We start from the raw sequence: 24187 nt of genomic DNA, 5'->3' as shown, positions 1-24187 counted from the left end.
CAACGACCGGAGTCGGCCGGACGGGCAGCGGCGTCGAAGGCCCCGCTCATCGGCTCCTCCCCTGCGGAAGCAGGACGGGTTTGACCACGCGGCCCGCGTCGCAGTCGCGTTCGGCCTCGTTGATGTCGGCGAGCGGGTACGTACGGATCAGCTCGTCGAAGGGGAACCGCCCGGCCTGCCACAGCCTGGTCAGCCGCGGAATCAGCAGTCCCGGCACCGCGTCCCCCTCGCAGATGTGGGAGATTCTCCTGCCCCGGTCCAGTGCCCCCGGTTCGAGCGGCAGCGCGGTGCGGAGCCGTGCCACCAGACCGAGGTGGCCGGTCGGGCGCAGGGCCCGGAGCGCGTCGTTGATCAGCGGGGCGGAGGCCGTGGTGTCCAGCGCGTACTGCGCGCCGCCGTCGGTCAGTTGCCGGATGCGGCCGGGCAGGTCGGCCGATGCGGCGTGCAGCGGGATCGCGCCGAACCGTTCGGCGAGGGCCAGCCGTTCGGGGTGCCGGTCGACGGCCACGGTCACCGCTCCGGAGACGGCGGCCGCCATCACCGCGGCCAGGCCCACCGCTCCCGCGCCGAAGACCGCGAGGGTGTCGCCGGGCCCGGCACCGAAGGAGTTGAAGACCGCTCCGGCGCCGGTGAGGAAGCCGCAGCCGAGCGGCCCGAGCAGTTCGACGGGCAGCGAGGGGTCGGCCCGGACGGCGTTGCGGGCCGGAACCACCGCGTACTCGGCGAACGAGGACTGGCCGAACCACCGGGGGGCCAGTTCGCCTCCGGCCGCGTCGGTGAACCGCGCGGCGTTCTCCTTGCGCCCCCCGAAGAGGTTGAGCGGGGCGAAGGAGTCGCAGTGGGCGGGGGCAGCGCCCATGCAGCTCCGGCAGTGCCCGCAGGAGTCGAAGCTCAGCACGACGTGGTCGCCGTTGCTCAGGCCGGTGTGCGGGCCGCCCGTCTCCACCACGACCCCGGCCCCCTCGTGGCCGAGCACCGCCGGCAGCGGTGAGCGGCCCGCCGAACGCCGGACCGCGAGATCGGTCCGGCACATCCCGCAGCCCGCGATCCTGACCAGGATCTCGCCGTCGGCCGGTCCCGTGTTCAGGATCACCTCCTCGACGGCGAATCGGCTCTCGTACGAGCGCAGTACCGCCGCGCCGAACCTCATCGTCACGCCTCCTCCGGGCGGTGCACGACGAACGGCCCGAGGTTCCCGTAGAGCCCCCACAGCCCGCCCGCGACGCCGACCCCGCTCTCCTTGATGCCCGCGAAGGGCTGGGCGAGGGACAGTTCGGCGTGGTGGTTGATCCACGCCGTCCCGCACTCCAGCCGGTCGGCCACCGCCTCGGCCCGGTCGAGGTCGGCTCCCCACACCGAGCCGCCCAGTCCGAAGCCGGTGCCGTTGGCCGCCTCGACGGCTTCGTCGATGCTCCGGTACGGCAGCACCGGCAGGACCGGGCCGAACTGCTCCTCCGTCACCACCGGGCTGCCGGGCTGGACATCGGCCAGGATCGTCGGGGCGTGGAAGTAGCCCGGCCGCTCCAGCCGGTGGCCACCGGCCGCGGCTCGGGCACCGTCTGCCAGGGCCTGGGCCGTGTAGCGCTCGACCCGGGCCAGTTGGGGGGCGTTGTTGACCGGGCCCAGCTGCGTGCCCGGGGCGAGGCCGGCTCCGACGACGGCGGTCTTCGCGCGCTGCGCGAGGGCCTCGACCACGTCGGAGTAGAGCCGGGCCGGGGCGTAGACGCGCTTGACCGCCATGCAGACCTGCCCGCAGTTGCGGAACGCCGCCCAGAACAGCCGGTCCGCGATCCGCTCCACGTCCACGTCCTCCAGCAGGACGGCGGCATCATTGCCACCCAGCTCCAGGGTGACGCGGCCGAGCGATGCCGCCGCGCGCTGCGCGACGGCCCGTCCGGTGGGAATCGAACCGGTGAAGGTCACGTGGCGGATCCCCGGATGGGCGGCCAGGCGGGCTCCGAGGGGTTCGTGCCCGGTGACGATCGTGAGTACGTCCTCGGGGAGGGCGGTGGAGACGACGGATACCAGCAGCCGGGTGGCGAGGGGCGTGAAGGGGGAGGGTTTGAGCACCACCGTGTTGCCTGCGGCGAGCGCGGGCGCGAACTTCGCCGACGCCAGTTGGAGGGGGAAGTTCCACGGGACGATCGCGGCGACGGGCCCGAGCGGTCGCCAGCGGATCTCGCTGCGTACCGGCCGGCCGTCCGTGAGGAGCTGGGACCCGGGGTCGAGTTCGGCGAAGTAGCGCAGGCGGGCCGCCGTGCGGGCGACCTCCGCGTACGACTCGGCCAGGGGCTTGCCCTGTTCACGGGTGAGCAGGGGGGCGAGGTCCGCCCCGGCCGCCTCCACGGCGTCGGCCGCCGCGAGCAGCGCGGTGGCGCGGGCGCCGCGGTCGGCACGCCAGCCGCGCCAGGCATCGTGGGCCCGGTCGACGACGGCGTCCAACGCGTCCGGCTGCTGGTCGGGGGCCTCCTCGAAGGGCTCGCCCGTTGCCGGGTCGAGGACGGCAAAGCGCTTGCCGAGGGTTCCGGGCGCGTGACCGGGCTGACGTGTCGCCATGCCGGCGGTCAGCTCGCGGCGGTGACGGCAGCCGTGTGTTCCCGGCCGTGCCGGTCCATCTCCGCCCGGAAGGCGGCCACCAACTGCGGCTGAATCCTTCCGCCGGTGCGGTCGCCCCCCTCGCAGACCGCCCCGCGCACCCCCACGATGTCCGTGCCGATGCGGGTCAGCGTGCCGAGGTCGCCGACCTTCACGCTGCCCGCGAGGGCGGCGAGCAGACCGGCCTCGTGGGCCCGCCGGACGAACTCCGCGCAGACCTCCGGCGGAACGTGGTCGAACAGCCGTGTCCCGTCCTTGACCGCGGTGTCGAGCATGGCCGCGTCGGAGCCGGAGCGGAGGGCGATGTCGGGCAGTGCGAGCGGGTTGACGCAGCCGATCCGGTGGGCGTCGGCATAGCCCGAGGCGACGACGAACGCGTCCGGCCGGTAGTCCTTCACCGCCCGGACGACCCCTCGCATGACATCGATGGCTTGCTCGGGTGTGGTGCAGCCGTAGAGGCCGACCTTGATGTACGTGGCTCCGGACACCGCCGCGCCGAGCGCCGCCTGGGCCACCGTGCCGGGCTTGTACGGCACGTCTCCCACGGTGGCGGACACCGGCTTGTCCGCCGGGACCGCGTCACGGATCTCCCTGATGACCCACGGGAAGTTCGCGCCGAGCGAGCCCTCGTCGGGCTTCTTGACATCGACGATGTCGAGATGGTCGGCCGCCTTCGCGCAGTCGAGGGCCTCCTCGACGCCGTCCGGGGAGATGAGAAGCAACAACGTGGACTCCTTCCACTGCATGTCCACCTCGCCGGGAGGCGGATGGGCGGAGCCGCCTGGGTCCCTTGCGGCCCGCTCATCATTGCTGCGGCCCATGACCACCGGTAGGGCGTGCGGAGTCCGAACGGGTAGGGTCACGGCCCATCCAGTGCGCCGTGCGCGCCGGTTCGAAGCAGCTCCCGCCCGCATCGCGGATTCCCGCGCTGACGGGCGGCAGCGGCCGTCCTTGCTCAGTGGATCCTGCTGGTGGACCCGCCCGCGAGCGGCCCCGGGCCCGCACCTCCCGCACCCCCTCCACCCGACGGGCGCGCAGGCTCCGCCACGCGGTGTCGCCCCGGTGTTCTCGCAGGCCGTGCCACCGCACCCCGGTCCGGACCCGATGCGGACCTGCGTCGATCACCCGCCGGTGATCCCGCCGCCGGCCGCCACGCCGGTTGCCGACCGGCAGGAACGGCCGCACCCGTTCCCACCCGGCATCACTCGGACCGTCCCGCCCCATGCCCGCGCCGACGGCCCGGACACGGCGCAGTCACGTGGTCGCCCGGACACGTCCTAGGCGTCAGAACTGCACATCGGAGCACGCGTAGAACGCGTTCGCCGTGTCGGCGATGTTCCAGACGCTCAGGATGATGTGCTTCCCGGTCTTCTGCGTGGGGATGGTGCCCTGCTGGGTCAGGGTCGCCGGCGGCTGCTTGCCGCCGTAGGGCACCGTCATGAAGGGCTGCGGCTCCAGGTCGGCCCTGGTGAGCGGCTTGGCGGGGTCCCAGCCGTTCTTGGTGATGTAGTAGCGGAAGTCCGTCGTGGCGTGGCGGGCGGTGAACTGCCAGCGGAAGCCGAAGCCCTGACCTGCCGTCACCTGGGTTGCGGGCCAGTTGCCGCCGCGCGGGTCGTCGAGCTGGGCGAACTCGGAGTGACCGCCGGAACAGATCTTCCCGTCGGCCGGACCCGCCGCCGGGAAGCCCTTCGGGCCCTCGACGCTCTGCGGTTCCCACTGGATGTTGCCGCAGCCCGTCACCGTGCCGTTGGCACAGAGCTTCTGACGGCTGATGGGGTTGTCGGTGTAGCCGTGGCTGCCGGCGGTGCTCGTCGCGAACATCGAGACGCCCGCCACCGCCAGGCCGACTACGGCCGCACTTGCCCTTTTACGCATTGCTGTCGCTCCTCAAGAACGTGGGGAAGGTTCCATGAGCCCTGCTGTGCGCGCATGCTGAGGTCTAGACCAAGACTTAGATTATTGACGGGATATGAACATGTCCAGACCAATGGGAGTGGGATTCCGTTTCGCCGCCGGAGCGCCCCCTGCGGACCGTCAGGCCCCCTCTCCCCCACTGCGTCCGGTGTAGAAGGCCACCGTCAAGTCCTTGACCAGCGACTTCCGTTCGTAGTCGTCCAGCTCCACGAGCCCCCTCGCGGTCAGCCGGTTCACCGTGTCGTCCACCGCGTCGACCACCGATGTCAGGACACTGTCGCGGTGCTTGGCGTCGATGGCGGCGATCCGGCGGCGCTGCATGGCCGCGGCGACCTCCGGCGCGTATTCGATTCCGGTCGGCTGCGCCGAGTACACCTCGACGCCGACGGGTTCGCAGTCCGCCTTCAGCATCCGGGTCAGCGCGTCACCGACCGCCTCCGCGTTGCGCAGGGTGTGCGCGTCCTCGTGGAAGGCGTCGGCGGGCAGTTGGGAGAGGACCCGGGCCATCGCCGCCTCGACCTGCTCGCGCAGATACGTCTCGTGGTCCTCGACCCCGAGCGTCGCCCGGACGGTGTCCTTGATCCGCCACACGACGAGGACGACGACGCGCAGCGCCGTACCGTTGGCGTCCACGGCGGGCAGCGGTTCGCTGCGCCAGTGCCGCAGGCGCACGTCGACCCGGCGGCGCAGCAGCAGCGGGCTGATCCACATCAGCCCGGTCCGCCGCACGCTCCCCCGGTACTCGCCGAAGAGCGTCAGCACCCAGGCGTAGCCGACCCGTCCCCGGCTCAGGCCGCCGAGCGCGAAGAGCACCGCTGTCCCCAGCACGGCGAGCGCCGCCCAGGCGCCGAGACCGATCCCCTCGTACGGACGCGAGCCGATCCCGAGCCGGGTGAGCACGGTGGCGGGCAGCGCGCCGGCCCACCAGAGGACGGCGCCTGCGGCGGCGGTCCCGGCCAGCCCGGCGAGCAGCGCCGCCCAGCCGGGCAGCGCGGGCCCCGGCCGTTCGGCAAGCCGTGGGTCGCCGACCGGCGCCGGCCGGGTCGGGGGCCGCACCTGCGGCCCCCTCGGCGCGGCCGGGCGCGGTACCCCCGCGGCCGGCCGGCGGCCACCGGCTCCCCGCCGCAGCACACCGGCGGGGAGCGCGGCGGCATCGGCGTGCTCGGCGTCCTCGCGGAAGAGCAGGTGTACGGGGATGGACGCGGTCTGCTCCGTGGCGATGACCGCGTGCCGCCGTCCGGTCCCCCGCAGGGCGTTCACGGACTGCCCCTCCCCGACGCTCCCGGGTCCGGGGGCGGGCGCGGCACGGTGCGGGGAGGGGAGCGCGGCCAGGGGCGAGGCGCCGGAACCGGGCCCGGTGCGGTGACCGGCCGGGGCCGGCACGGGTGCGGTGCCCGGCACCGGGTCCTCGGCGAGCACGGTGCTCGATGTCGCGGCCGGACCGGCTCCGGTGCCCGCGGCCGGAACCGACACCGAGGCCGAGGTCGCGCCGAGGGCACAGACCTCGTCCTCACCGGGAACCAGGTCCAGCACGAGATCGACCACGGAGTCCGGCCCGGCGTCCCGCCCCGCACCCGGGGCCGGGGTCTGGGTCGGGGCCGGGGTCGAGCCCGGTCCCGTACCCGCGCCGGTCGCCGACCACGCGCCGTTCCCCGGAGCCGGGGCCGGTCTCGTACCGCCCCCCGCGGCCGGGGCCGGGGCCGGGGCCGCCTCATGGTCCGGATCCGCCGCGCCGTCGTGCCCCGCCGGCCGTTCCGGACCCCGCACCGGAGCCTTCTTTCCCGCCCCGGCCTCGGCCCCTGACCCAGCCCCTACCCCTGCCCGTTCCCGTTCCCGCCCGTCGTCCGGGGTTCCGGAGCTGTCCGACACCGTGGATCCCATTCCCGCCTCCGTCATGCATGTCCGTCGTGTCACGCGAAGAGTCGCCGCCAGGTCTCCGGACCGGGGTGGCCGTCAGCTGCTCCGCCCCGCCAGCCCTGGGCCCGCTGGAAGGCCTCGACATTGCGCCGGTCCGCCTCGGTCCACCGGGGCCCCGGTCCCGTCAGGTAGTACTTGCCGTATCCCTTCTTCACCAACTGCTTGCCGAGCCTGTCGACATGGCTGTTCGACTGACCGGGCCGGAAATATCCCCGGCCGGGGAACGTCGTGTCCGAGTTCGAGCCGCCCCCGCCCCCACCCCCGCTTCCGCCTCCCGCGGCGGGGATGTCATGGCCGGTCCCGCTCGCCAGGAGCCGCCAGGTGTCGGGCCCGGGGATGCCGTCGGCCTCCTTGCCCTTCCAGCCCTGGGCCTTCTGGAACGCCTGGGTCGCGCGCCGGTCGGCGTCGCCCCAGCCCGGCCCGGGGCCGACCTTGTAGAAATGCCCGCCGCCCCGTTCCACGAGCATCTTTCCGAGCTGGGTGACGTACTTGTTGCCGGCTCCGGGACCGAACTTCCCGGCGCCCGGGAACCCGGTCGTCGACGAGCCGCTGCCCCCGTTTCCACTGCCACCGTTTCCGCTGCCTCCGCCGCTGAGCCCCTTGTAGCGGTACGCGACGTAGCTGCCGGAGTTGCTCCAGTACGCCATGGGCGTCGTCTGCTTGCGGGTGTGCGGCTTCGTCTGCTCGTACGCCGTGTAGTGGGTGTGCGTGTAGTCGGTCCAACCGCCGAAGATCGTGACGTGCGAGCCCTTCGAGGGGTCGGCCGGATTGTGGAAGAGCAGGATGTCGCCGGGCTGCAGCTTCTCCCGCGCGATCCGTGTCCCGTACTTGGCGAGGCTGCCGGTCCACTCGTTGCCGGGCAGGTCCCAGGCCATCGACACATAGCCGGAGCAGTCCTGCCGGTACCCGTCGGACCAGTACTTGCTCATGCTGTACGGAACCTGCGCGGACACCCACTTCTTCGCGCGGTTGATGATGGCGGCCCGGCTGGTCTTCCGCAGCGGGGCGGTGGTGGTGGACGAGGGCGGGCCGGAGACCCCCGTGCCCCGCACCGGTCCGGGGGCGCCCTGCGGGCTGTCCGGATCCGCGTCCGCCACACCTGCCACATCCGCCGTATCCGCCATACCTGTCGCGTCTGTCACATCTGTCACACCCGCCGCATCCACCGCGTCCGCCGACGCCGCCGTCCCGTCCGCCCGGGTGGCTCCGGCCGCCCCCGCCGCCCGGTCGCCCGGCGCGCTCGCCGCCTCGGCCACACCGGTGCTCAGCACCACTCCGGCCGCGGTGACCAGCACCAGCGCGCGCCGCGCACCATGCGCGGCCGGATGGCCTCCGTACCGCAGGGGCAGGGCACTCGCGGCGGCTCGCCGTTGCGCGGCACACCCCGCACAGGTGCAGTCGATGGCGGGTACGTACTCCTCGAAAGCCGGCACAGTCATGCGATTCCCCTCCGCATTCGTCAAGATCTTTGAGCGCATCTACACGGGCGCCAGTGTCTCAACTCTTGTGACATGTCGCATTTTGACGGACAGAAGAGAAAAAACGACCATCCGACAGGCCGTGACGGTCGGGAAATGGTCAGGAGCACACTTCGGATTCGGGTAGAGTTCTCCAGGTCAGCAGGCGCCGCTAGCTCAGTTGGTTAGAGCAGCTGACTCTTAATCAGCGGGTCCGGGGTTCGAGTCCCTGGCGGCGCACGCAGAGTCAAGACCCCCTCACTACACGTGAGGGGGTCTTGTTCGTTTCCGAACCCAGCCCCCACGTCACCACTTTCACGGGACGCACAGGCAACACGCAGCAGACACACAGCCACGGACCCGTCACGCAGCGAATCGAACGCGTCTCGCATGCACCTCCCCTCACCTCCTCCACGAGGGATTCATAAATCGTATATATGACTGGCAACTCACCCATTTCACCCCTGCGATCGGGGCCGGGATCAGACAGTCCGCCCGGGGGAATCGGCGCCAACCACACTGATGCGCCGTGCAGTTGAGGGTGCACAAGGAGGCGTGGGGCGGGGGAGGTTCCGGGTGTCCGCTGCGCGGGGCACGCCGCAGAGTCGCCCGCGACGAGCGACGTGTTCACGACGACCCGGGGACCGACGATCACCGAGCGCGGCCGATGCGGCCCGGCGCGGTCATCCATGTCACGGACACCGGTCGGCGGTCGATTGCCGGTGGCGCCGGGCCTGAGGCGGACGGCGAACGGCAGACGGCAGACGGCAGACGGCAGACGGCAGACGGGAGCGCAGAGAAAGGATCACAGGGACGGGACCGCGGCGACGGTTCCGGGGAGCCGGGCGTTGGTCCCGTCAGGTCGGTACATGCTGTTCGTCGCGGCCGACAGGGGAAGCCGTCCGAAGTACTTGCCGTCGGCCCCCGCGGAGAGCCGCTTGCCGTGGTCCGTACGGACCACCGTGGTCCGTACGGTCCGCCGCAGTCCGGAAGTTGGAGACGTCGACGGCGAAGCCGTCGGCCGCTCCCCCTGGGAAGGGCAGCGGCCGGTGGAGCGGGAGACCGGGGTCGCGGGCGTCAGGCCCGGCCGCCGCCCCCTGACCTCTCGCCGGTCAGATAGGCCGAGACGACCACATTCGCGTCGTACGAGTGCGAGGCCCGGTCGTAGGTGCCGCCGCAGGTGATCAGGCGGAGTTCGGCACGGCCGTTCTTGTGCGGGCCATAGGCCTTGTCGGCGTTGAAGCGTTCCCGGGTGAAGACCTGGACGTCGTCGACGGTGAATTCGGCGACCGTGCCGTCCGCGCGGGTCACCTCGACCTTGGCGCCGGGGCGGGCCGCGCTCAGTCCGTAGAAGACGGCCGGCTTGGTCTCGGTGTCGACGTGGCCGACGAAGAGGGCGGGGCCCTTGGCGCCGGGCTCGGTGCCGTTGCCGTACCAGCCGACGGTCTGGGGTGTGTCGAACGGCGGCGGTTCGATCGCCCCGTCCTCGTCCAGGCCGCGGGCGACCACGGGGGCCTCGACGCCGATGGACGGGATCTCGACCCGCTCCGGCATCGCGCCCTCGATCGGGTCGTGCGGCGGCGGCAGCGGGACGCCGAGCGGGCGCCCTACCGCGGCGATGTCGCCCGTGGTCGGGGCGGAGCTGGCGCCGGAGCCGTCGGTGATGTCGCGGCCCCAGAGCCACAGGCCCGTCAGCAGGACGGCCCAGGCCACTCCGGTGAGCAGTCGGCCGTGGCCCTCGGGGCGGTCGCGGGCGGACACGTCAGTCCGAGGCCGGGCGGCGACGGCGCACGCGGCGGAACACGACGGTGACGACTGCGACGGCGGCCAGGGCCAGGCCGATCACCGCGTGCACGAGGCCGGGGCCGTCCTCCTGGACTTCCTTGTCGGTGAGGGCGGCGGTGCCCCCGCCGCCCGCGCGGACCGGCGCGAGGGGTGTGGCCTGGCCGCGGGCGGCGACGGTGACCGTGCCGGACGTCTCGGTGCCCTTGCCGTCCGTGCAGAGGACGCGGATCTCGTGGTCACCCGGGGAGGCGTCCGAGCTGATCCGGGCCTGCGCGAAGAGGCCCCCGTCCGCGGCGGGCGAGAAACGCGCCTCGGAGACGAAGGCGTCGGAGGTGCCCTTGGCCTCCTTGCCCCCGCAGCTGTCCAGCCGCAGATCCACCTCGCCGCCGGGCGTCAGGGAGGGCGGGGACACCGAAAGGGCGGTGCGGGAGCCCGAGCCCGTTCCGCGGTCGGACCCGGTACCGGAGTCGGCCAGTGCCGCGGAAGCCGGCACCAGGGCCGCCGCGACGACCGCGGCAGCACAGAACGTGAGCGGTATGGAACGCATCGTGAACCTCCTGAGGGAAGGTTCACGCCTGCTCCGGCTTTTCGCATCCGCAGGAGCGCGGGGGCGGGCCGGCAGGGACCGCCCGGCCCGCTCTCCCCCGGCCCTCGGACCGGTGCCCCCGCCGGGCTCAGGCCACGTCGACGAGGTCGACCAGGTCGGCGATGGAATCGACGACCGTGGACGGCCGGAAGGGGTACTTGTCGATGTCGGCGACCGTGGTGAGCCCGGTGAGGACCAGGAACGTCTGCATCCCCGCCTCCAGCCCGGCCAGTACGTCGGTGTCCATCCGGTCGCCGATCATGGCGCTGGACTCGGAGTGGGCGCCGATCGCGTTGAGCCCGGTGCGCATCATCAGCGGGTTGGGCTTGCCCGCGAAGTACGGGGCCTTGCCGGTGGCCTTGGTGATCAGCGCGGCGACGGACCCGGTGGCGGGCAGCGGGCCCTCGGCGGACGGGCCGGTCTCGTCCGGGTTGGTGCAAATGAAGCGGGCGCCGCCGTTGATCAGCCGGATCGCCTTGGTGAGCGCCTCGAAGCTGTACGTACGGGTCTCGCCGAGGACCACGTAGTCGGGCTCGTGGTCGGTGAGGACGTAGCCGATGTCGTGCAGGGCGGTGGTGAGTCCGGCCTCGCCGATGACGTAGGCCGTGCCGCCGGGCCGCTGGTCGTCCAGGAACTGGGCGGTGGCCAGGGCAGAGGTCCAGATGTTCTCCACGGGCACGTCGAGGCCCATGCGGTCGAGGCGGGCGTGCAGGTCGCGGGCGGTGTAGATCGAGTTGTTCGTGAGGACCAGGAAGGGCATTCCCGAGTCCCGCAGCCGCTTGATGAAGGCATCCGCCCCGGGGATCGGGGTTCCCTCGTGGATCAGGACTCCGTCCATGTCGGTGAGCCAGGATGAGATCGGCTTGCGCTCTGCCATGTTGGGACTCCTGCCGTACGCCGTGTGCGGGGACGCCGGCGGCACCGCGTTGTGCAGCGCCGACGCCCCCGATTTTAGGCCGTCCGTTCGACCTGCGGTCACGGCCGGACGCCCGAGCGGGAAAGGAGGCACGGACCAGACCCGTTACCCGTCCGCGATGATCCACCGGAGGCTCGTCCGCGCCGGTCACCGGGCCTCGGACTCTGTGCGGCGGGCGCCCGCAGGCTGCCGTCAGCTGCCGGTGGCCGACTTCCAGGCCTGGACGTACGTGTCCAGCCGGGTGCCGATGTCCGACCAGTCGGGCTCGAAGACCTCGACGCCGTCCATCAGCCCGGTCAGCGCGACGGCGTTGGCGTCGGCGGCCTCGACGTCCTTGCGGGCGGAGAAGCCGCCGCCGACCGCGCTGACGTCCTTCTGGGCCTGCTCGGAGAGCATGAAGTCGAGCAGCTTCTTGCCGTTGGCGCTGTGCGGGGCCTTGTCGAGCAGGCCGGCCGCGTACGGCAGGGCGAAGGTGGTGGGCTTGCCGCCCTCCTTCGCGGGGAACCAGATGCCGAGGTTCGGCATGTCCTTGGACTGCGCGTAGTTCATCTGGACGTCGCCGTTGGCCGCGAGCAGTTCGCCCTTGTCGACCTTGGGGGCGAGCTTGCCGGTGGAGGCGGACGGGCCGACGTTGTTGGCCTGGAGCTTCTTCAGGTACGCCATCGCCGGCTCCTTGCCGCCGAAGTCGTGCATGGCCTTGATGAGGACGGCCGTGCCGTCACCGGCGACTCCGGGAGTGGAGTACTGGATCTTGTTCTTGAACTTTCCGTCGAGCAGTTCTTCCCAGGTGGTGGGCGCCGACTTCAGCTCCTTCTTGTTGTAGATGAACCCGAAGTAGTTGTTGACGACCGAGGTCCACTTGGCGTCGGACGCCTTGTCGGCGCCGTCGACCTGGTCGGACCCGGCCGGGGCGTACGCGGTCAGGAGGCCCTTACTGTCGGCCTGCTGGATGAACGGGGGCAGGGTGACCAGCACATCGGCCTGCGTGTTGGACTTCTCGCGGACGGCGCGCTGCACCATCTCGCCGGAGCCGCCCTCCACGTACTTGACCTTGATGCCGGTCTTCTTCTCGAAGTCCTTGAACACCTTGTCGTACCAGCCGTCGCCGTTCTCGCCCTTGAGGCCGTCGGCGCTGTACACGGTGACGGCCTTCTCGTCGGAGGCGGCCGAGGAGCCGCCGCAGGCGGAGAGGGTGGCGGCGAGGGCGAGGCAGCCGGTGACGGCGGCTACGGGCCTGAGGTGGTTCTTGCGCATGGCAGTCGTATCTCCTGGATGTCGGCCGGGAGCCGGCCGGAGTCGGTACGGGGGAGGCGGGGCATCGACGAGTCAGCGGAACGACGCCCTGGTGCGGATGCGGGCGACACCGAGCAGCACGAGCAGCGTCGTTCCCATCAGGACCACGGCGACGGCCGCTCCGGTGAACAGTGAGCCGCGGTCGGTGGCCGCGAAGATCTGCACCGGGAGCGGCGTCCAGTCCGGCGGGTAGAGCATCATCGTGGCGCTCAGCTCACCCATGGACAGCGCGAAGCAGAGCCCTGCGGCCGCCGTGAGGGCGGGCAGCAGGAGCGGCAGCCTGATGCGCCACAGGACGTACGAGGGCCGGGCGCCGAGACTGGCCGCCGCTTGTTCGTACATCGGGTCGAGACGCACTATTGCCGCCGAAACCGACGTATAGGCAAACGCGGTGACAAGAATCGTGTGCGCCAGGATCACGATCCAGCGCGTCCCGTTCAGCAGCATCGGCGGTCTGCTGAACGCGACGAGCACGGCGAGGCCCACGACGACGGACGGCACGGCGACCGGCAGCATGAACAGCGCGTCGAGGAGCCTTCTGCCGCGCCTGCGCAGCGAGGCGGCGGCGAGCGCGGCCCAGGTGCCGATCGTGAGGGCCAGCAGACTGGCGCTGACGGCCGTGATCAGGCTGGTGGTCAGGGCCTGGAGGGAGTCGCCGCCGGTCGCGGCCGCGTAGTGCCCGGTGGTCGGCCCCGAGGGGAAGGCGCCGGACCAGTTGGTGGTGAACGACGCGGCCAGGATGACCAGCAGCGGCACCGCGAACAGCGGGACGAAGAGCACGAAGAACACGGACCAGGCGGCCCACTTCCCCGTACGGCTATGCACCAACACGGCGGCTCACCATCCGATACAGGCTGTAGAGACCCACGGAGATCGCGACGTTGACGACGGCGACGACGCAGGCCGCCGGGTAGTCGGACTCCAGGATCGCCTTGCTGTAGACGAGCATCGGCAGGGTCGTGACCCCTTTCGCACCGGTGAACAGCACGATGCCGAACTCGTTGAGGCACATCACGAGGACGAGGCTGCCGCCCGCGGCGAGCGCGGGAAGCGCCTCGGGGAGGATCACCTGCCGCACGATCCGGGCCGGCTTCGCGCCCAGCGAGGACGCCACCTCCAGCTGCGCGGTGTCGAGCTGCGAGAACGCGGCGAGCAGCGGGCGCATCACGAACGGGGTGAAGTACGTGATCTCGGCGAGCAGCACGCCCCACGGGGTGGTGAGGAAGTCGAAGGGGCCGCTCGACGCCCCGGTGACGTCCGTCCAGAGGCCGTTGGCCATGCCGGCGTTGCCGTAGATGAACAGCAGGGCGAGCGTGATCAGGAACGACGGGAAGGAGAGGAAGACGTCGATGAACTTGGCGACCGCCCTGCCGCCGGGGAACGGCACGAACGCGATGACCATGGCCAGGACGAAGCCCAGCACCAGGCATCCGGCCGTGGAGCCGGCCGCCAGCCAGACGGTGGTCGTCAGCGCGGAGCGGAAGGACTCGGAGGCGAACACGTCGCCGTACGGGGCGAGCGAGGTGCCGCCCTCGTCGGGGCTGACGGACTGCTGGACGACGAGGGCCAGCGGATAGAGGAAGACGAGCGCGAGGACGGCCACCGGCGGCAGCGCCCAGACGAAGCGCGGGACGCGCCGGCCCTCGCGGGACGCGGTCCGCGGGCCGGCCGCCGGGGGCATTGCCGCGGCGGGGCCCGGCCCCGTGCCCCCGGTGCGCTGCCGCGGGGGCGCGGCCGTCTCGATGCCCGGGGTGACGGGGTGCGCGGCGCTAGCCATCGGCCCCGCCCCCGGCTCCCGGTGCCGTGCCCGCGGGCAGCAGTACCGCGTCCTCCGCCGCGAAGTGCAGGGTGACCCGGTCGCCGAGCGCGGGCGTCTCGCGCAGTTCGCGCAGGTCCGCCTTGACCCGGTGCCCGTCGATGTCGACGTACAGCCGGTGCGTGGAGCCGCGCCACTGGACCTCGGTGATGGTGCCGCTCAGCGCGTTGGGCCCGTCGCCGAGACCGACGAGGTGGGGCCGGACGCAGAGGGTGGCGGTGGCACCGCCGACCGCCTCACCGGTCGGTACGCCGAGTGCGCGTCCCGCGAAGTCGACCGTGTCGGCGGTGCCGGCGACGGTGACCGGCAGCAGGTTCGCGTTGCCGACGAACGACGCGGTGAACTCCGTGCGCGGACGCCGGTACAGGTCCTGCGGGGTGCCGCAGTCCTGCAGGCGCGCCTTGTCCATGACGGCGATCCGGTCGGCGAGGGTGAGCGCCTCGACCTGGTCGTGGGTGACGTACAGGATGGAGACGTCCGGCAACTCCCGGTGCAGACGCGCCAGTTCGGCGAGCATTCCGGAGCGCAGCTGGGCGTCGAGCGCGGAGAGCGGTTCGTCGAGCAGGAGGACACCGGGGCGGATGGCGAGCGCGCGGGCGATGGCGACGCGCTGCTGCTGGCCGCCGGAGAGTTCACGCGGGTAGCGCTTGGCGTAGGCGGCCATGCCGACGAGTTCGAGGGCCTCGGCGACCCGCGCGGGGATCTCCGCCTTGGCCGCCTTGCGGGCCCTGAGTCCGAAGGCGACGTTGTCCTGGACCCGCAGGTGCGGGAAGAGGGCGTACTGCTGGACGACCATGCCGATGCCGCGCTTGTGCGGCGGCAGCCCGGTGACGTCGCGGTCGCCGAGGTAGACCCGGCCCGAGGCGGGCCGGACGAATCCGGCGACGGCCCGCAGGGCGGTGGTCTTGCCGGACCCGGAGGGCCCGAGCAGTGCCATGACCTCGCCGGGTTCGACGGTCAGATCGAGCCGGTCGAGGACGGTGTTCCCGCCGTACGCGACGCTGACCCGGTCGAACCTGATGCCGCTGCGCACGGCCTCGGCCGTGCCCGTCATGCCTCTGCCCGCGCGATCAGATCCGGGAGCTCGGCGACCGAGCCGAGGACGTGCGTGGCGCCGTGGCGGGCCAGTTGGTCCTTGTCGTGGGCGCCGGTGAGGACGCCCGCGACGAGTCCGGCGCCGGAGCGCACGCCGCTGAGCATGTCGTACGAGGTGTCGCCGGCGACGACGGTCTGCCGGACGCCGTCGACGGCGCCGGTGCGCAGGAACGCGGCGAGGACCATGTCGGGGTAGGGGCGGCCGCGGCCGCCCGCGTCGGCCGGGCAGAGGGTCAGGGCGACCAGGTCCTGCCAGCCGAGCGCGGCCAGGATGGCGTCCTGGGTGGTGCGGGCGAAGCCGGTGGACAGGACCACGGTCCGGCCCTCGGACATGAGCCGCTCGATGGCCTCGCGGGCGCCGGGGATCGGCGCGATACGGCCGGCGTCGACCAGTTCCCCGTACGCCTCCTCGAAGGCGGTGTTGGCCTGCTGGGCGCGGTCCTCGTCGCCGAAGAGGTGGCGGAAGACGGAGATCTTGGACTCGCCCATGGTGGCGCGTACGTAGTCGAGCTTCTCGGCGTGGTCGGCGGAGCCGGGCCGTACACCGAGGCGTTCGGCCGCGGCGGAGAATGCCTGCTCGACGAGGCCGCCGTCGGCGACGGTGGTGCCGGCCATGTCGAGGACGATCAGATTGAGGGGGTTGTGCGGGGTCAACTTCTTCACCAGCCCAGTTCGTTTGCGGTCGTTTCGGCGATGGCGGGCGAGCAGGTCATGCCGCGGCCGCCCGGCCCGGTGACCAGCCAGACGCCGTCCCGCACCTGCTGGCGGTGGACGACCCGGCTGGTGTCGGTGCACTGGGCGTAGACCCCGGCCCACCGGTGGCGGATCCTCGGCAGCGGGCAGCCGAGGAAGGCTTCGACGACCCCGGTGAGGTGCTCGTACGGCTCCTCGACGGTGTCGAAGGAGAAGGGGTGCTCGTACTCGTGGGTGTCGCCGATGGTCAGTCCGCCGTCGCGCCGCTGCACCATCAGGAGCTGCATCCTGTGCTGGGCGGCGGTGGGCGCCTGCGCCTGCTCGGCGTTGAGCGTGTCCAACGCCTCGCTCCGGTACGCCGGGTAGTAGCGGAAGCTGTCGGCGTCGGCGACGGAGGTGGTGAGCGGCTCGCCGAGCGGATCGGTCTGCATCATCTGGAGGCGGACGCGGCGCACCGGCAGATCGGGGCCGGCCAGTTCGCGGACGAGCCCGCCGAGCCAGGCACCGGTGGCCAGGATCACGGCGTCACCGGTGTGCACATCGCCGTGGTCGTCGCGGACGGAGGCGGTGCCCACCACCTCGCGGACCTCGCGCCCGCCGAGGTAGGTGTACCGCCCGGACTTCGACAGCTCCTGCTTCAGCGCGAGCTGGGCGGTGCGGGGCTCGACCGCCGCGTCCCGCTCGCACCGCAGGGCTGCGGCGAAGTCGCCGCGCAGCGCGGGGTTGACCGCGCGGGCCTCGTCGGCAGTCAGCAGCTCGTAGCCGCGGGCCGCCGCGTCGGGGCGGGCGACGGCCGCCTCGGCGACGGCGATCTCCAGCTCGGTGCGGAGCGGGGTCAGCGAGCCGCAGGGCCGGAAGCCGAGGCCGGGAACCCGGCTCCCGATGCCCTCCCACAGCTCACGGGCGCGCAGCGCGGTCTCCAACTCCTCGCCACCGGCCCGGCCGCTGACCCATATCTGTCCGAAATTGCGGAGCGATGCCCCGCGTGCCTCGCTCTCGCGCTCGATCTGTACGACCTCGTGGCCGCGGTTCACTGCGTGCCAGGCGTGCATGGTTCCCACCACGCCGGCTCCTACGACGATGACTCTCACGCCGGTCACGCTCCTCGGGGCCGGTGACCCGTACGGATCGATAGGGCAACGGGCGGGTGAACTGGGCCCCAAACTTGGCCTAGACCCGTTATCTTCTCGTTACCTTGACGGGGTGGGCGACTCCTCGGAGATCCCTGCGTCGCCACCGCCGGGGCCGTGCTCCCGGACGGTTCCGCCACCGACGGTTCCTCCACTGTCCGGACGCGCACGGCCTCCGGACGCCCTGCCCGCATCAGGCCGTCGCACCGGTCACCCGGTCGGGAGCCCTGCCGGTATCAGGAGCCGTGTGGGTGTCAGTAGCCGTGTCCGTCAGGAGCCCTGTCCGTCCTGCGCGCCCAGGTGCGCGGTGAAGGAGAACCTGTCCCCGCGGAAGAGGGTGCGTACGCGCTCCAGCGGCTTCCCGTCCGTATCGCGCGAGATCCGGTGGATCAGCAGCATGGGCAGTGCGGGCGGCGTACCGATGAGCAGCGCCTCGCGCGGAGTCGCGAGCACGGTCTCGATCCGCTCGTCCGCGTCGCCGAAGGGGATCCCGAGCCGGTCGCGCAGGTGGGCGTAGAAGGACGAGTCGGGGTCGAACTCCGTGTCCAGGTGCGGTACGCGGGCGACGGAGACGTACGTGCTCTCCAGGCCGACCCGGTCGTCGTCGGCGAGCAGCACGCGCTCCAGGTGCCAGACCGGCTCGCCGGGCTCCGCCCCGATGTCGGCGGCCAGCGCCTCGGGGCAGGGAAACCGCTCCAGGCCGATGAGGTGGCGGCCGGGGGTGCGACCCTGGCGGCGTACGCCCTCCGTGTAGCTCGCCAGCGAGAGCGGCTGCTCCAGTTTGGGGCCCGCGACGACGGTGCCGCGCCCCTGCCGGGCGAGCCGCCCCTCCAGCAGGAGTTCGCGCAGCGCCTGGCGCACCGTCTCGCGCGAGACTTCGTAGCGCTCGGCGAGATCGCGTTCGGTGGGCAGCATGCCCCCTTCGCCCAACTCCTCTATGAGGACGGAGACATGAGCCTTGACGGCGTAGTACTTGGGGATGCGGCCGTGCTCCGGGATGCCGGAACGGATGGGTGCGCCAGGTGTCTGGCCGTGCGGGTAGTCCACGGCCCGATGGTGGCAGACGGACATGAACACGGGTGAACGCGCGGTTCAGTGGCGGGGCCCGGGGCGGGGGCGGGCGCGGCGCATGCGGCGGGACCGGATCACCAGGGCCCCGCCCCCGATCAGGAACCCGGCGACGGTGATGCCGGAGTACGGAGGGACGGCCGGGCCGGTGCGGGCCAGTTCGGGGACGCCGCTCTCCGCCGGACTCCGGCCGGGTGCGACCGGCCGCGGGGCGTTTCCGGTGCCGGGGACCTCACCGGTCCTGCCGATGTCTCCCATCCTGCCGCCGATGTCTCCGCTCCCGCCGATGTCTCCCGTCCTGCTGCCGATATCTCCTCTCCCGCCGGTGTCTCCCGTCCTGCCGGTGTCTCCCGTCCTGCCGGTGTCTCCCGTCCTGCCGGTGTCTCCCGTCCTGCTGCCGATATCTCCTCTCCCGCTGATGTCTCCCGTTCCGCCGATGTCTCCGATCCCGCCGGTGTCTCCCGTCCTGTTGCCGATGCCTCCGGTGTCTCCGGTCTCCTCGGGGTCCGCGGCCCCTTCGGTGTCTCCCGTCCCGGCCGTCTCGTCGCTGTCGCTGCCCTCGACGACGGTGAACGGGTAGGCGTCGGACTCGCCGACCCACGCCCCGTCGTCCTTCCCGGCCCCGCCGCCCGCCACGTGCTGCCGCTGGACGATCGCCGCGTTGGCGGTGATCCGGCCCGGGGCTGTGTCGGAGGTGAACGCCATCCGGACCTGGACGGTGACGGTGCGGCCCGCGGGGACGGTGAAACCGGCGAAGTCGTCGGCGCCGTCGCCGCCGAAGACGCCGATGTGTTCGTCCTGGTCGGTGGTCTCCCAGGCGACGCGGTGCTCCACATCGGGACGGGACGGCTCGGCGAACTCCAGCTGGATCTGGTCGCCGGTCAGCTTCCGGCCCTCGTCGATGAGGACCAGGACCGGGTGGATGGCCCGGCACGGCTCGGTGGTGGTGTTGGTCAGGTCCAGGAACCAGGTTCCGTAGCCGCCGCCCGGTGCGTAGGTGTCCGGGCCGCCGCGGATGCGGGTCCGGATCGGGAAGTCGTTCGCCTCCGGATCACCGCAGGCGGGCTGCTGATCGGCGGTGGTGGAGTCCGGCTTCGAGACGGGGGCGGCCGACTGCGCGGCGGAGGCGGCTGCGGCGGAAGCGCCGCCGAGGACCGCGGGGACCATGCTCGCCGCCGCCAGCCCGAGCGCGAGCCCGTGCCGCGTCCGGCCGGGCAGCGGGGACCAGGACAGGTGTGGCGCGGGAGGGCGGGCGGAGGTGAGGGACACGGGGATGGACGCGGCGCTGGTCAGGGGGACGGACACGGGACTGGACGTGGGGATGGATGCGGGGAGGGGGGTGGAGCCGGGGCCAGGGCCGGGGCCGGGGCCGGGGCCGGAGCTGGACGCGGGGGTTGCCGGTGCGGCGTCGGTCACGCGGGTCTGCCCGGGGTCGGGCAGGGGGGTGGATGCGGACGGCGTGGTGGACGGCGTGGCCGACGGGGGTGGTTTCGGGGACATGCGGGGTCACCCTTCGCTGCTCGCGGAACGGTCGGCCGGGAGAGGACCGAAGAGCTCGGCCGGACCGGGGAACAGCGGCCGGGCGTACCACCACGAGGCGCGGGCGGCGTGCGTGCCGGCCGCCGCGAGTCCGGCCGGGATCTTCAGCATCCGCCCAGCCCTGTGCGCCGGAGTTCACCGGCTCTGGGCCGCGAGGCTGTCACGCGGGCGCGAGGCGCCCGGCACGGACATGCCGGAAGGCCGCCCGGCCGGCGGCCCGGAACCGCTCGATCGGCTCAGCCACGCGCCCCGCGTCCGGGTGGCCGGGAATAGCCGGGTGGCCGGGGGTAGCTGGGGTGCCCAGGGTATCCGAGTGTCCGGGGGTGCCCCGGGGTGTCCGGGTGTCCGGGTGTCCGGGGGTGTCCGGGGGGGGGCCAACCACCGCCACCGGGCGGCCCGCAACCGGACCCGCCCACCCCACCCGCTCAGCCCCCGTCCGCACCGCCGGCCCGCCCGAACAGCGGGGCCAGGACCAGCTGCGCTGCCCCCTCCGCGACCGGCCGGTCCCCACCACCGGCGGCGGTGACCGGCACCGCGTCGATGCCGCCCCGCCGGGCGCGCTCGCCGATCACGGCGCGGACGCCTCGTACGTACGCGCCGGGATCGGCGGCGACGGTACGGCCGCCGAGCACCACCCGGTCGATGTCGAGCAGCCCGACCAGGTTGGCGGCGCCCGTCCCCAGGACCCGGGCCGCCTCCCCGACATCGCCGCGGGCGACGGCGGCGAGGCAGAGCGCCTCGATGCAGCCGCGCCCCCCGCAGCCGCACACCGGCCCGTCCAGCTGGACGGTCTGGTGCCCGAACTCACCGGCCCCGGTACGGGCCCCGCGGTGCAGCCCCCCGCCGAGGACCAGCCCGGCGCCGAGCCCCGTCCCGAGGTGCAGATACGCGAAGTCGCCCCCGGCTCCGGCGCGCAGGGCGAACCCGAGGGCGGCGGCGTTGGTGTCCTTGTCGACGACGACGGGCAGCCCGGTCCGCTCGGCGAGCGCGTCCCGCAACGGATAGCCGTCCCACTGCGGGAACCCGGTGACACGGTGGAGCACTCCGCCCCGGTGATCGAGCGGCCCCGGTACCGCGACGCCGACCCCGAGCACCGGCCGGCCGGCCGATCGCGCCCCCTCGTCCCGTACGGACGGGACCGCGCCCCGTACGGCCGCGTCCTCGCCCCGTACAGTCGCCGCCTCGCCCCGTACCGCCGCGACCGCGTACGCCGCCGCTGCGACCACCTCGTCCGCCGGGGCGCCGAAGTCCAGCGGGGCGGTACGGCTCGCGGCGACCGTGCCGGCCAGATCGACCAGCACCACCGTCAGCTCGTCGCGGTCCAGGTGCAGGCCGACCGCGTGGCCTGCGTCCGGCACCAGCCGCAGCACGGTGCGCGGCTTGCCTCCGGTGGAGGCCCGGTGGCCCGCCTCGGTCGCCAGGCCCTCGGCCCGCAGCCGGGCGGTGATCTTGCTGACGGCCTGCGGCGTGAGCCCCGTGCGCTCGGCGAGTTCGAGCCTGCTGATGCCGCGCTCGCCCGCCACCCGCAGCAGATCCAGCACCAGCGCCGCGTTGTGGCTGCGCAGTGTCGGCAGGTTGGCGCCGCTGTTACTCCTGTTCACCGCATCATTGTCCCTGTTGCTTGCACTTTGGCAACAGCGTTGCTTAAGTAACGGGCATGACCACTGGCAACGCGACTCACGAGACGCCGGGACTGTCCGAGACCCCCCTGCGCGTCGCGCTCGTCGGCTACGGCCTGGCGGGTTCCGTCTTCCACGCGCCGCTGATCACCGCGACCGAGGGCCTCGTCCTCGACACGGTCGTCACGGCGAACGAGGAGCGCCGGGCGCAGGCGCGCGCCGAGTTCCCCGGCGTGCGGTTCGCCGCCTCGCCGCAGGAGCTGTGGGGGCGCGCGGACGAACTCGATCTGATCGTGATCGCCTCGCCGAACAGGACCCATGTCCCGATCGCGACCGCCGCGATCCAGGCCGGCCTGCCGGTCGTCGTGGACAAGCCGGTCGCCGGTACGGCCGCCGAGGCGCGGGAGCTCGCGGCGCTCGCGCAGGAGCGCGGGCTGCTGCTCTCGGTGTTCCAGAACCGCCGCTGGGACAACGACTTCCTCACTCTCGCCCGGCTGGTCGCGGACGGCGAGCTGGGGACCGTTCAGCGTTTCGAGTCCCGTTTCGAGCGGTGGCGCCCGCAGCTGAAGGGCGGCTGGCGCGAGTCGGGGGATCCGCAGGAGATCGGCGGGCTGCTCTTCGACCTGGGCAGCCATGTCGTCGACCAGGCTCTCGTCCTGTTCGGACCGGCGGTGCGGGTGTACGCGGAGTCGGACGCGCGCCGCCCCGGCGCGGCCGCCGACGACGACACGTTCCTCGCGATCACCCATGCCGGCGGGGTCCGCTCGCATCTGTACGTCAGCGCCACCACGGCCCAGCTCGGGCCGCGCTTCCGAGTGCTCGGCTCGACCGCCGGCTATGTGAAGTACGGCCTCGACCCGCAGGAGGCCGCCCTGCGCGCGGGCGCGCGCCCGACGACGGACGGGAGCTGGGGCGAGGAGCCCGAGGAGCTGTGGGGCCGGATCGGTTCGGGCGAGTCCCCGCTGACGGGCGGCGGCGCCCCGGTCCGTACATCGCCGGGCGACTACCCCGCCTACTACGCGGCGGTCACCGACGCGCTGCGCGGAAAGGGCGACAATCCAGTGACCGCTCTCCAGGCCGCAGCGGCCCTGGACGTACTGGAGGCCGCCCGCCGCTCGGCCCGCGAGGGAGCCACCGTGACCCTGCCCGCCTCCGCCGATACCGAGGAGCAGCCCGCATGAACCCCACCGCTCCGACCATCTCCGAGCTCATCGCCCAGGAACGCCGGCTGACGCTGCCGCACTTCGGCTACGACGACGCGTACGCGCTCGGCGGCCTGCTCGTCTCGATGGCCCGGGAAAGACACGCCCCGATCGCGATCGACATCCGGCGCGGCGCACAGCAGCTGTTCCACGCAGCGCTACCGGGATCGAGCGCGGACAACGACGCCTGGATCGACCGCAAACGCAAGGTCGTGGAACGGTTCGGCGAGAGCTCGTACCTGGTCGGATCCCGATTCCGGGCGAAGGGCACGACGTTCGACGACGCCTCACGCCTGGACCCGGACACCTACGCCGCGCACGGCGGCTCGTTCCCGATCGCGGTCGAGGGCGCGGGCGTCATCGGCTCGGTGACGGTCTCGGGCCTGCCCCAGGCGGAGGACCACGCCCTGGTGGTCGAGGCGCTGGAGCAGTTCGCGACGACCATCGGCGCGTGACGCGGAGGAGGGGCGGGGCGCCGCTTGCACAGCACCCCACCCCTCCGACCTTTGATCGGTTCTGACCACGTAATCGGTTCCGACCACGCCGACACCATCAAGCCCGTCGGGCGCCCGAGGACGGAGCGGCTCCCGGGCGCCCCGGACCGGACCGTCCGAACCATCCGAACCGCCCGAACCGCCCCGCCGTCCGCTACGCGTCCTTCAGTTCCTGCCGCTGCCGTCCCAGCCCCGCGATCTCCAGCTCCACGACGTCCCCGGCCTTCAGGTACGGCTTGGGCTCGGGCTGCCCGAGCGCGACCCCGGCCGGGGTCCCGGTGTTGATCACATCGCCCGGGTAGAGCGTCATGAAGTGGCTGAGATACCGGACCACCTCGCCCACCGGGAAGATCTGGTCGGCCGTCGTGCCGTCCTGCTTCAGCTCGCCGTTGACCCAGAGCCTCAGCGGCAGCGCCTGCGGGTCGGCGATCTCGTCCGCCGTCACCAGCCACGGCCCCAGCGGGTTGAACGTCTCGCAGTTCTTGCCCTTGTCCCAGGTGCCGCCGCGTTCGATCTGGAACTCCCGCTCGGAGACGTCGTGCGCCGTCGCGTATCCGGCGACATGCGCGAGCCCCTCCTCGGCGGACTCCAGGTACCGGGCGGTGCGCCCGATGACGACCGCGAGCTCGACCTCCCAGTCGGTCTTGACGCTGCCACGCGGCACCAGCACCGTGTCGTCGGGCCCGACGACGGTGTCGGGTGCCTTGAAGAACAGGATCGGCTCGGTGGGGATCTGCGCACCGGTCTCGGTGGCGTGGGCGTGGTAGTTCAGCCCGATGCACACGATCTTGCCGATCCGGGCGAGCGGCGGGCCGACCCGCAGCCCCTCGGCGGCGAGCTCGGGCAGAGCGCCGGGAGCGGCCGCGGCGGCCCGTACCCGGGCGAGCGCGGACGCGTCGGCGAGCAGCGCACCGTCGATGTCGGTGACGATTCCCGACAGGTCACGCAGGGTTCCGTCCTCGTCCAGCAGCGCCGGTCGTTCCGCGCCGGCCGTACCCACACGAAGCAGCTTCAACGGTCTTTCTCCCCTTGGTCGAGATCGGGCCCGTCGGATGGGTGGCGGCCATC

Annotated in this window: 24 protein-coding genes and 1 tRNA gene; 3 read left to right on the top strand and 22 right to left on the bottom strand. The window is 72.6% G+C overall.

Translation table 11 applies throughout. The features are described 5' to 3' along the window. Window positions 1–46 precede the first annotated feature (46 nt). The 7 genes from ACFVT1_RS25510 to ACFVT1_RS25480 form a co-directional block, all read right to left on the bottom strand. On the bottom strand, window positions 47–1150 hold the full coding sequence (locus ACFVT1_RS25510; protein WP_389799710.1) for an NAD(P)-dependent alcohol dehydrogenase: 1104 nt from the start codon (window positions 1148–1150) through the stop codon (window positions 47–49). A 2-nt stretch (window positions 1151–1152) separates the two neighbouring features. Then, window positions 1153–2556, bottom strand: a complete 1404-nt coding sequence (locus tag ACFVT1_RS25505; RefSeq protein WP_389799429.1) for an aldehyde dehydrogenase family protein — start codon at window positions 2554–2556, stop codon at window positions 1153–1155. A gap of 8 nt (window positions 2557–2564) precedes the next feature. Then, window positions 2565–3341 carry a (5-formylfuran-3-yl)methyl phosphate synthase gene (locus ACFVT1_RS25500; RefSeq protein WP_389799427.1) on the bottom strand — a complete coding sequence of 259 codons (777 nt, stop codon included), beginning with the start codon at window positions 3339–3341 and terminating at the stop codon, window positions 2565–2567. A gap of 58 nt (window positions 3342–3399) precedes the next feature. Next, a complete protein-coding gene (locus ACFVT1_RS25495; protein WP_389799424.1) occupies window positions 3400–3819 on the bottom strand; it encodes a transposase in 420 nt (139 codons plus the stop codon). Between the two features lie 60 nt (window positions 3820–3879). Next, window positions 3880–4470 carry a lytic polysaccharide monooxygenase gene (locus ACFVT1_RS25490; RefSeq protein WP_389799422.1) on the bottom strand — a complete coding sequence of 197 codons (591 nt, stop codon included), beginning with the start codon at window positions 4468–4470 and terminating at the stop codon, window positions 3880–3882. A 159-nt stretch (window positions 4471–4629) separates the two neighbouring features. Beyond that, window positions 4630–6390 carry an SPFH domain-containing protein gene (locus ACFVT1_RS25485; protein WP_389799420.1) on the bottom strand — a complete coding sequence of 587 codons (1761 nt, stop codon included), beginning with the start codon at window positions 6388–6390 and terminating at the stop codon, window positions 4630–4632. Between the two features lie 29 nt (window positions 6391–6419). Beyond that, window positions 6420–7865, bottom strand: coding sequence for a peptidoglycan-binding protein (locus ACFVT1_RS25480; RefSeq protein WP_389799417.1), 1446 nt, complete (start codon window positions 7863–7865; stop codon window positions 6420–6422). A 184-nt stretch (window positions 7866–8049) separates the two neighbouring features. On the opposite strand from ACFVT1_RS25480, the gene ACFVT1_RS25475 reads away from it, so the two are divergent. Continuing rightward, window positions 8050–8123 (top strand) — tRNA-Lys (locus tag ACFVT1_RS25475). A gap of 565 nt (window positions 8124–8688) precedes the next feature. Here ACFVT1_RS25475 and ACFVT1_RS25470 read toward each other — a convergent pair. The 14 genes from ACFVT1_RS25470 to ACFVT1_RS25405 all read right to left on the bottom strand — a co-directional run bounded on the left by ACFVT1_RS25470 (window position 8689) and on the right by ACFVT1_RS25405 (window position 21405). Next, entirely contained in the window at window positions 8689–8844 is a 156-nt protein-coding gene (locus tag ACFVT1_RS25470) for a hypothetical protein (protein WP_389799414.1), read from the bottom strand. 116 nt (window positions 8845–8960) lie between these two features. Next, the gene (locus tag ACFVT1_RS25465; RefSeq protein ID WP_389799411.1) at window positions 8961–9644 is read right to left on the bottom strand and encodes a class F sortase; all 684 of its coding nucleotides are present in this window, start codon (window positions 9642–9644) and stop codon (window positions 8961–8963) included. A 1-nt stretch (window position 9645) separates the two neighbouring features. Further along, window positions 9646–10215 carry a hypothetical protein gene (locus ACFVT1_RS25460; RefSeq protein WP_389799409.1) on the bottom strand — a complete coding sequence of 190 codons (570 nt, stop codon included), beginning with the start codon at window positions 10213–10215 and terminating at the stop codon, window positions 9646–9648. Between the two features lie 127 nt (window positions 10216–10342). After that, window positions 10343–11131 (bottom strand): HAD-IIA family hydrolase, encoded by a 789-nt coding sequence (locus ACFVT1_RS25455; protein ID WP_389799408.1) that lies wholly within the window; start codon window positions 11129–11131, stop codon window positions 10343–10345. 231 nt (window positions 11132–11362) lie between these two features. Continuing rightward, complete coding sequence (locus tag ACFVT1_RS25450) at window positions 11363–12424, bottom strand: 2-aminoethylphosphonate ABC transporter substrate-binding protein (RefSeq protein ID WP_389799406.1); 1062 nt, start codon at window positions 12422–12424, stop codon at window positions 11363–11365. 72 nt (window positions 12425–12496) lie between these two features. Beyond that, complete coding sequence (locus tag ACFVT1_RS25445) at window positions 12497–13294, bottom strand: ABC transporter permease (protein ID WP_389799404.1); 798 nt, start codon at window positions 13292–13294, stop codon at window positions 12497–12499. Continuing rightward, the gene (locus tag ACFVT1_RS25440) at window positions 13281–14144 is read right to left on the bottom strand and encodes a 2-aminoethylphosphonate ABC transporter permease subunit (protein ID WP_389799707.1); all 864 of its coding nucleotides are present in this window, start codon (window positions 14142–14144) and stop codon (window positions 13281–13283) included. Before ACFVT1_RS25440 ends, ACFVT1_RS25445 begins: the two co-directional genes overlap by 14 nt. 88 nt (window positions 14145–14232) lie before the next feature. After that, complete coding sequence (locus tag ACFVT1_RS25435; RefSeq protein WP_389799402.1) at window positions 14233–15333, bottom strand: ABC transporter ATP-binding protein; 1101 nt, start codon at window positions 15331–15333, stop codon at window positions 14233–14235. Beyond that, window positions 15330–16037, bottom strand: a complete 708-nt coding sequence (locus ACFVT1_RS25430) for a phosphonatase-like hydrolase (RefSeq protein WP_389799399.1) — start codon at window positions 16035–16037, stop codon at window positions 15330–15332. Before ACFVT1_RS25430 ends, ACFVT1_RS25435 begins: the two co-directional genes overlap by 4 nt. Continuing rightward, complete coding sequence (locus ACFVT1_RS25425) at window positions 16034–17158, bottom strand: TIGR03364 family FAD-dependent oxidoreductase (protein WP_389799397.1); 1125 nt, start codon at window positions 17156–17158, stop codon at window positions 16034–16036. The genes ACFVT1_RS25430 and ACFVT1_RS25425 overlap by 4 nt, the downstream gene beginning before the upstream one ends. A gap of 309 nt (window positions 17159–17467) precedes the next feature. Beyond that, entirely contained in the window at window positions 17468–18244 is a 777-nt protein-coding gene (locus ACFVT1_RS25420) for a GntR family transcriptional regulator (protein WP_389799394.1), read from the bottom strand. Between the two features lie 45 nt (window positions 18245–18289). Beyond that, window positions 18290–19570 (bottom strand): hypothetical protein, encoded by a 1281-nt coding sequence (locus ACFVT1_RS25415; protein WP_389799392.1) that lies wholly within the window; start codon window positions 19568–19570, stop codon window positions 18290–18292. Between the two features lie 201 nt (window positions 19571–19771). Then, the gene (locus ACFVT1_RS25410) at window positions 19772–19915 is read right to left on the bottom strand and encodes a hypothetical protein (RefSeq protein ID WP_389799390.1); all 144 of its coding nucleotides are present in this window, start codon (window positions 19913–19915) and stop codon (window positions 19772–19774) included. Window positions 19916–20229: 314 nt separating this feature from the next. Further along, complete coding sequence (locus ACFVT1_RS25405; RefSeq protein WP_389799389.1) at window positions 20230–21405, bottom strand: ROK family protein; 1176 nt, start codon at window positions 21403–21405, stop codon at window positions 20230–20232. Window positions 21406–21461: 56 nt separating this feature from the next. Between ACFVT1_RS25405 and ACFVT1_RS25400 the strand changes: the two genes are divergently transcribed. Beyond that, window positions 21462–22604 carry a Gfo/Idh/MocA family oxidoreductase gene (locus ACFVT1_RS25400; protein ID WP_389799387.1) on the top strand — a complete coding sequence of 381 codons (1143 nt, stop codon included), beginning with the start codon at window positions 21462–21464 and terminating at the stop codon, window positions 22602–22604. Continuing rightward, on the top strand, window positions 22601–23080 hold the full coding sequence (locus ACFVT1_RS25395) for a heme-degrading domain-containing protein (RefSeq protein ID WP_362205085.1): 480 nt from the start codon (window positions 22601–22603) through the stop codon (window positions 23078–23080). The genes ACFVT1_RS25400 and ACFVT1_RS25395 overlap by 4 nt, the downstream gene beginning before the upstream one ends. Before the next feature lie 193 nt (window positions 23081–23273). On the opposite strand, the gene ACFVT1_RS25390 is transcribed toward ACFVT1_RS25395, so the two are convergent. Further along, window positions 23274–24134 carry a fumarylacetoacetate hydrolase family protein gene (locus ACFVT1_RS25390; protein WP_389799384.1) on the bottom strand — a complete coding sequence of 287 codons (861 nt, stop codon included), beginning with the start codon at window positions 24132–24134 and terminating at the stop codon, window positions 23274–23276. Between the last annotated feature and the right edge of the window lie 53 nt (window positions 24135–24187).

The sequence above is a fragment of the Streptomyces sp. NPDC057963 genome (genome assembly GCF_042887155.1).
Lineage (GTDB): Bacteria > Actinomycetota > Actinomycetes > Streptomycetales > Streptomycetaceae > Streptomyces.
This window is presented reverse-complemented; position numbering and strand designations above follow the sequence as displayed.

Coding starts and splice junctions, on each gene's coding strand:
- ACFVT1_RS25510 (WP_389799710.1), bottom strand. CDS start 1,150: ATGAGGTTCGGCGCGGCGGTACTGCGCTCGTACGAGAGCCGATTCGCC.
- ACFVT1_RS25505 (WP_389799429.1), bottom strand. CDS start 2,556: ATGGCGACACGTCAGCCCGGTCACGCGCCCGGAACCCTCGGCAAGCGC.
- ACFVT1_RS25500 (WP_389799427.1), bottom strand. CDS start 3,341: ATGCAGTGGAAGGAGTCCACGTTGTTGCTTCTCATCTCCCCGGACGGC.
- ACFVT1_RS25495 (WP_389799424.1), bottom strand. CDS start 3,819: ATGGGGCGGGACGGTCCGAGTGATGCCGGGTGGGAACGGGTGCGGCCG.
- ACFVT1_RS25490 (WP_389799422.1), bottom strand. CDS start 4,470: ATGCGTAAAAGGGCAAGTGCGGCCGTAGTCGGCCTGGCGGTGGCGGGC.
- ACFVT1_RS25485 (WP_389799420.1), bottom strand. CDS start 6,390: ATGGGATCCACGGTGTCGGACAGCTCCGGAACCCCGGACGACGGGCGG.
- ACFVT1_RS25480 (WP_389799417.1), bottom strand. CDS start 7,865: ATGACTGTGCCGGCTTTCGAGGAGTACGTACCCGCCATCGACTGCACC.
- ACFVT1_RS25460 (WP_389799409.1), bottom strand. CDS start 10,215: ATGCGTTCCATACCGCTCACGTTCTGTGCTGCCGCGGTCGTCGCGGCG.
- ACFVT1_RS25455 (WP_389799408.1), bottom strand. CDS start 11,131: ATGGCAGAGCGCAAGCCGATCTCATCCTGGCTCACCGACATGGACGGA.
- ACFVT1_RS25450 (WP_389799406.1), bottom strand. CDS start 12,424: ATGCGCAAGAACCACCTCAGGCCCGTAGCCGCCGTCACCGGCTGCCTC.
- ACFVT1_RS25440 (WP_389799707.1), bottom strand. CDS start 14,144: ATGCCCCCGGCGGCCGGCCCGCGGACCGCGTCCCGCGAGGGCCGGCGC.
- ACFVT1_RS25435 (WP_389799402.1), bottom strand. CDS start 15,333: ATGACGGGCACGGCCGAGGCCGTGCGCAGCGGCATCAGGTTCGACCGG.
- ACFVT1_RS25410 (WP_389799390.1), bottom strand. CDS start 19,915: ATGCTGAAGATCCCGGCCGGACTCGCGGCGGCCGGCACGCACGCCGCC.
- ACFVT1_RS25400 (WP_389799387.1), top strand. CDS start 21,462: ATGACCACTGGCAACGCGACTCACGAGACGCCGGGACTGTCCGAGACC.
- ACFVT1_RS25395 (WP_362205085.1), top strand. CDS start 22,601: ATGAACCCCACCGCTCCGACCATCTCCGAGCTCATCGCCCAGGAACGC.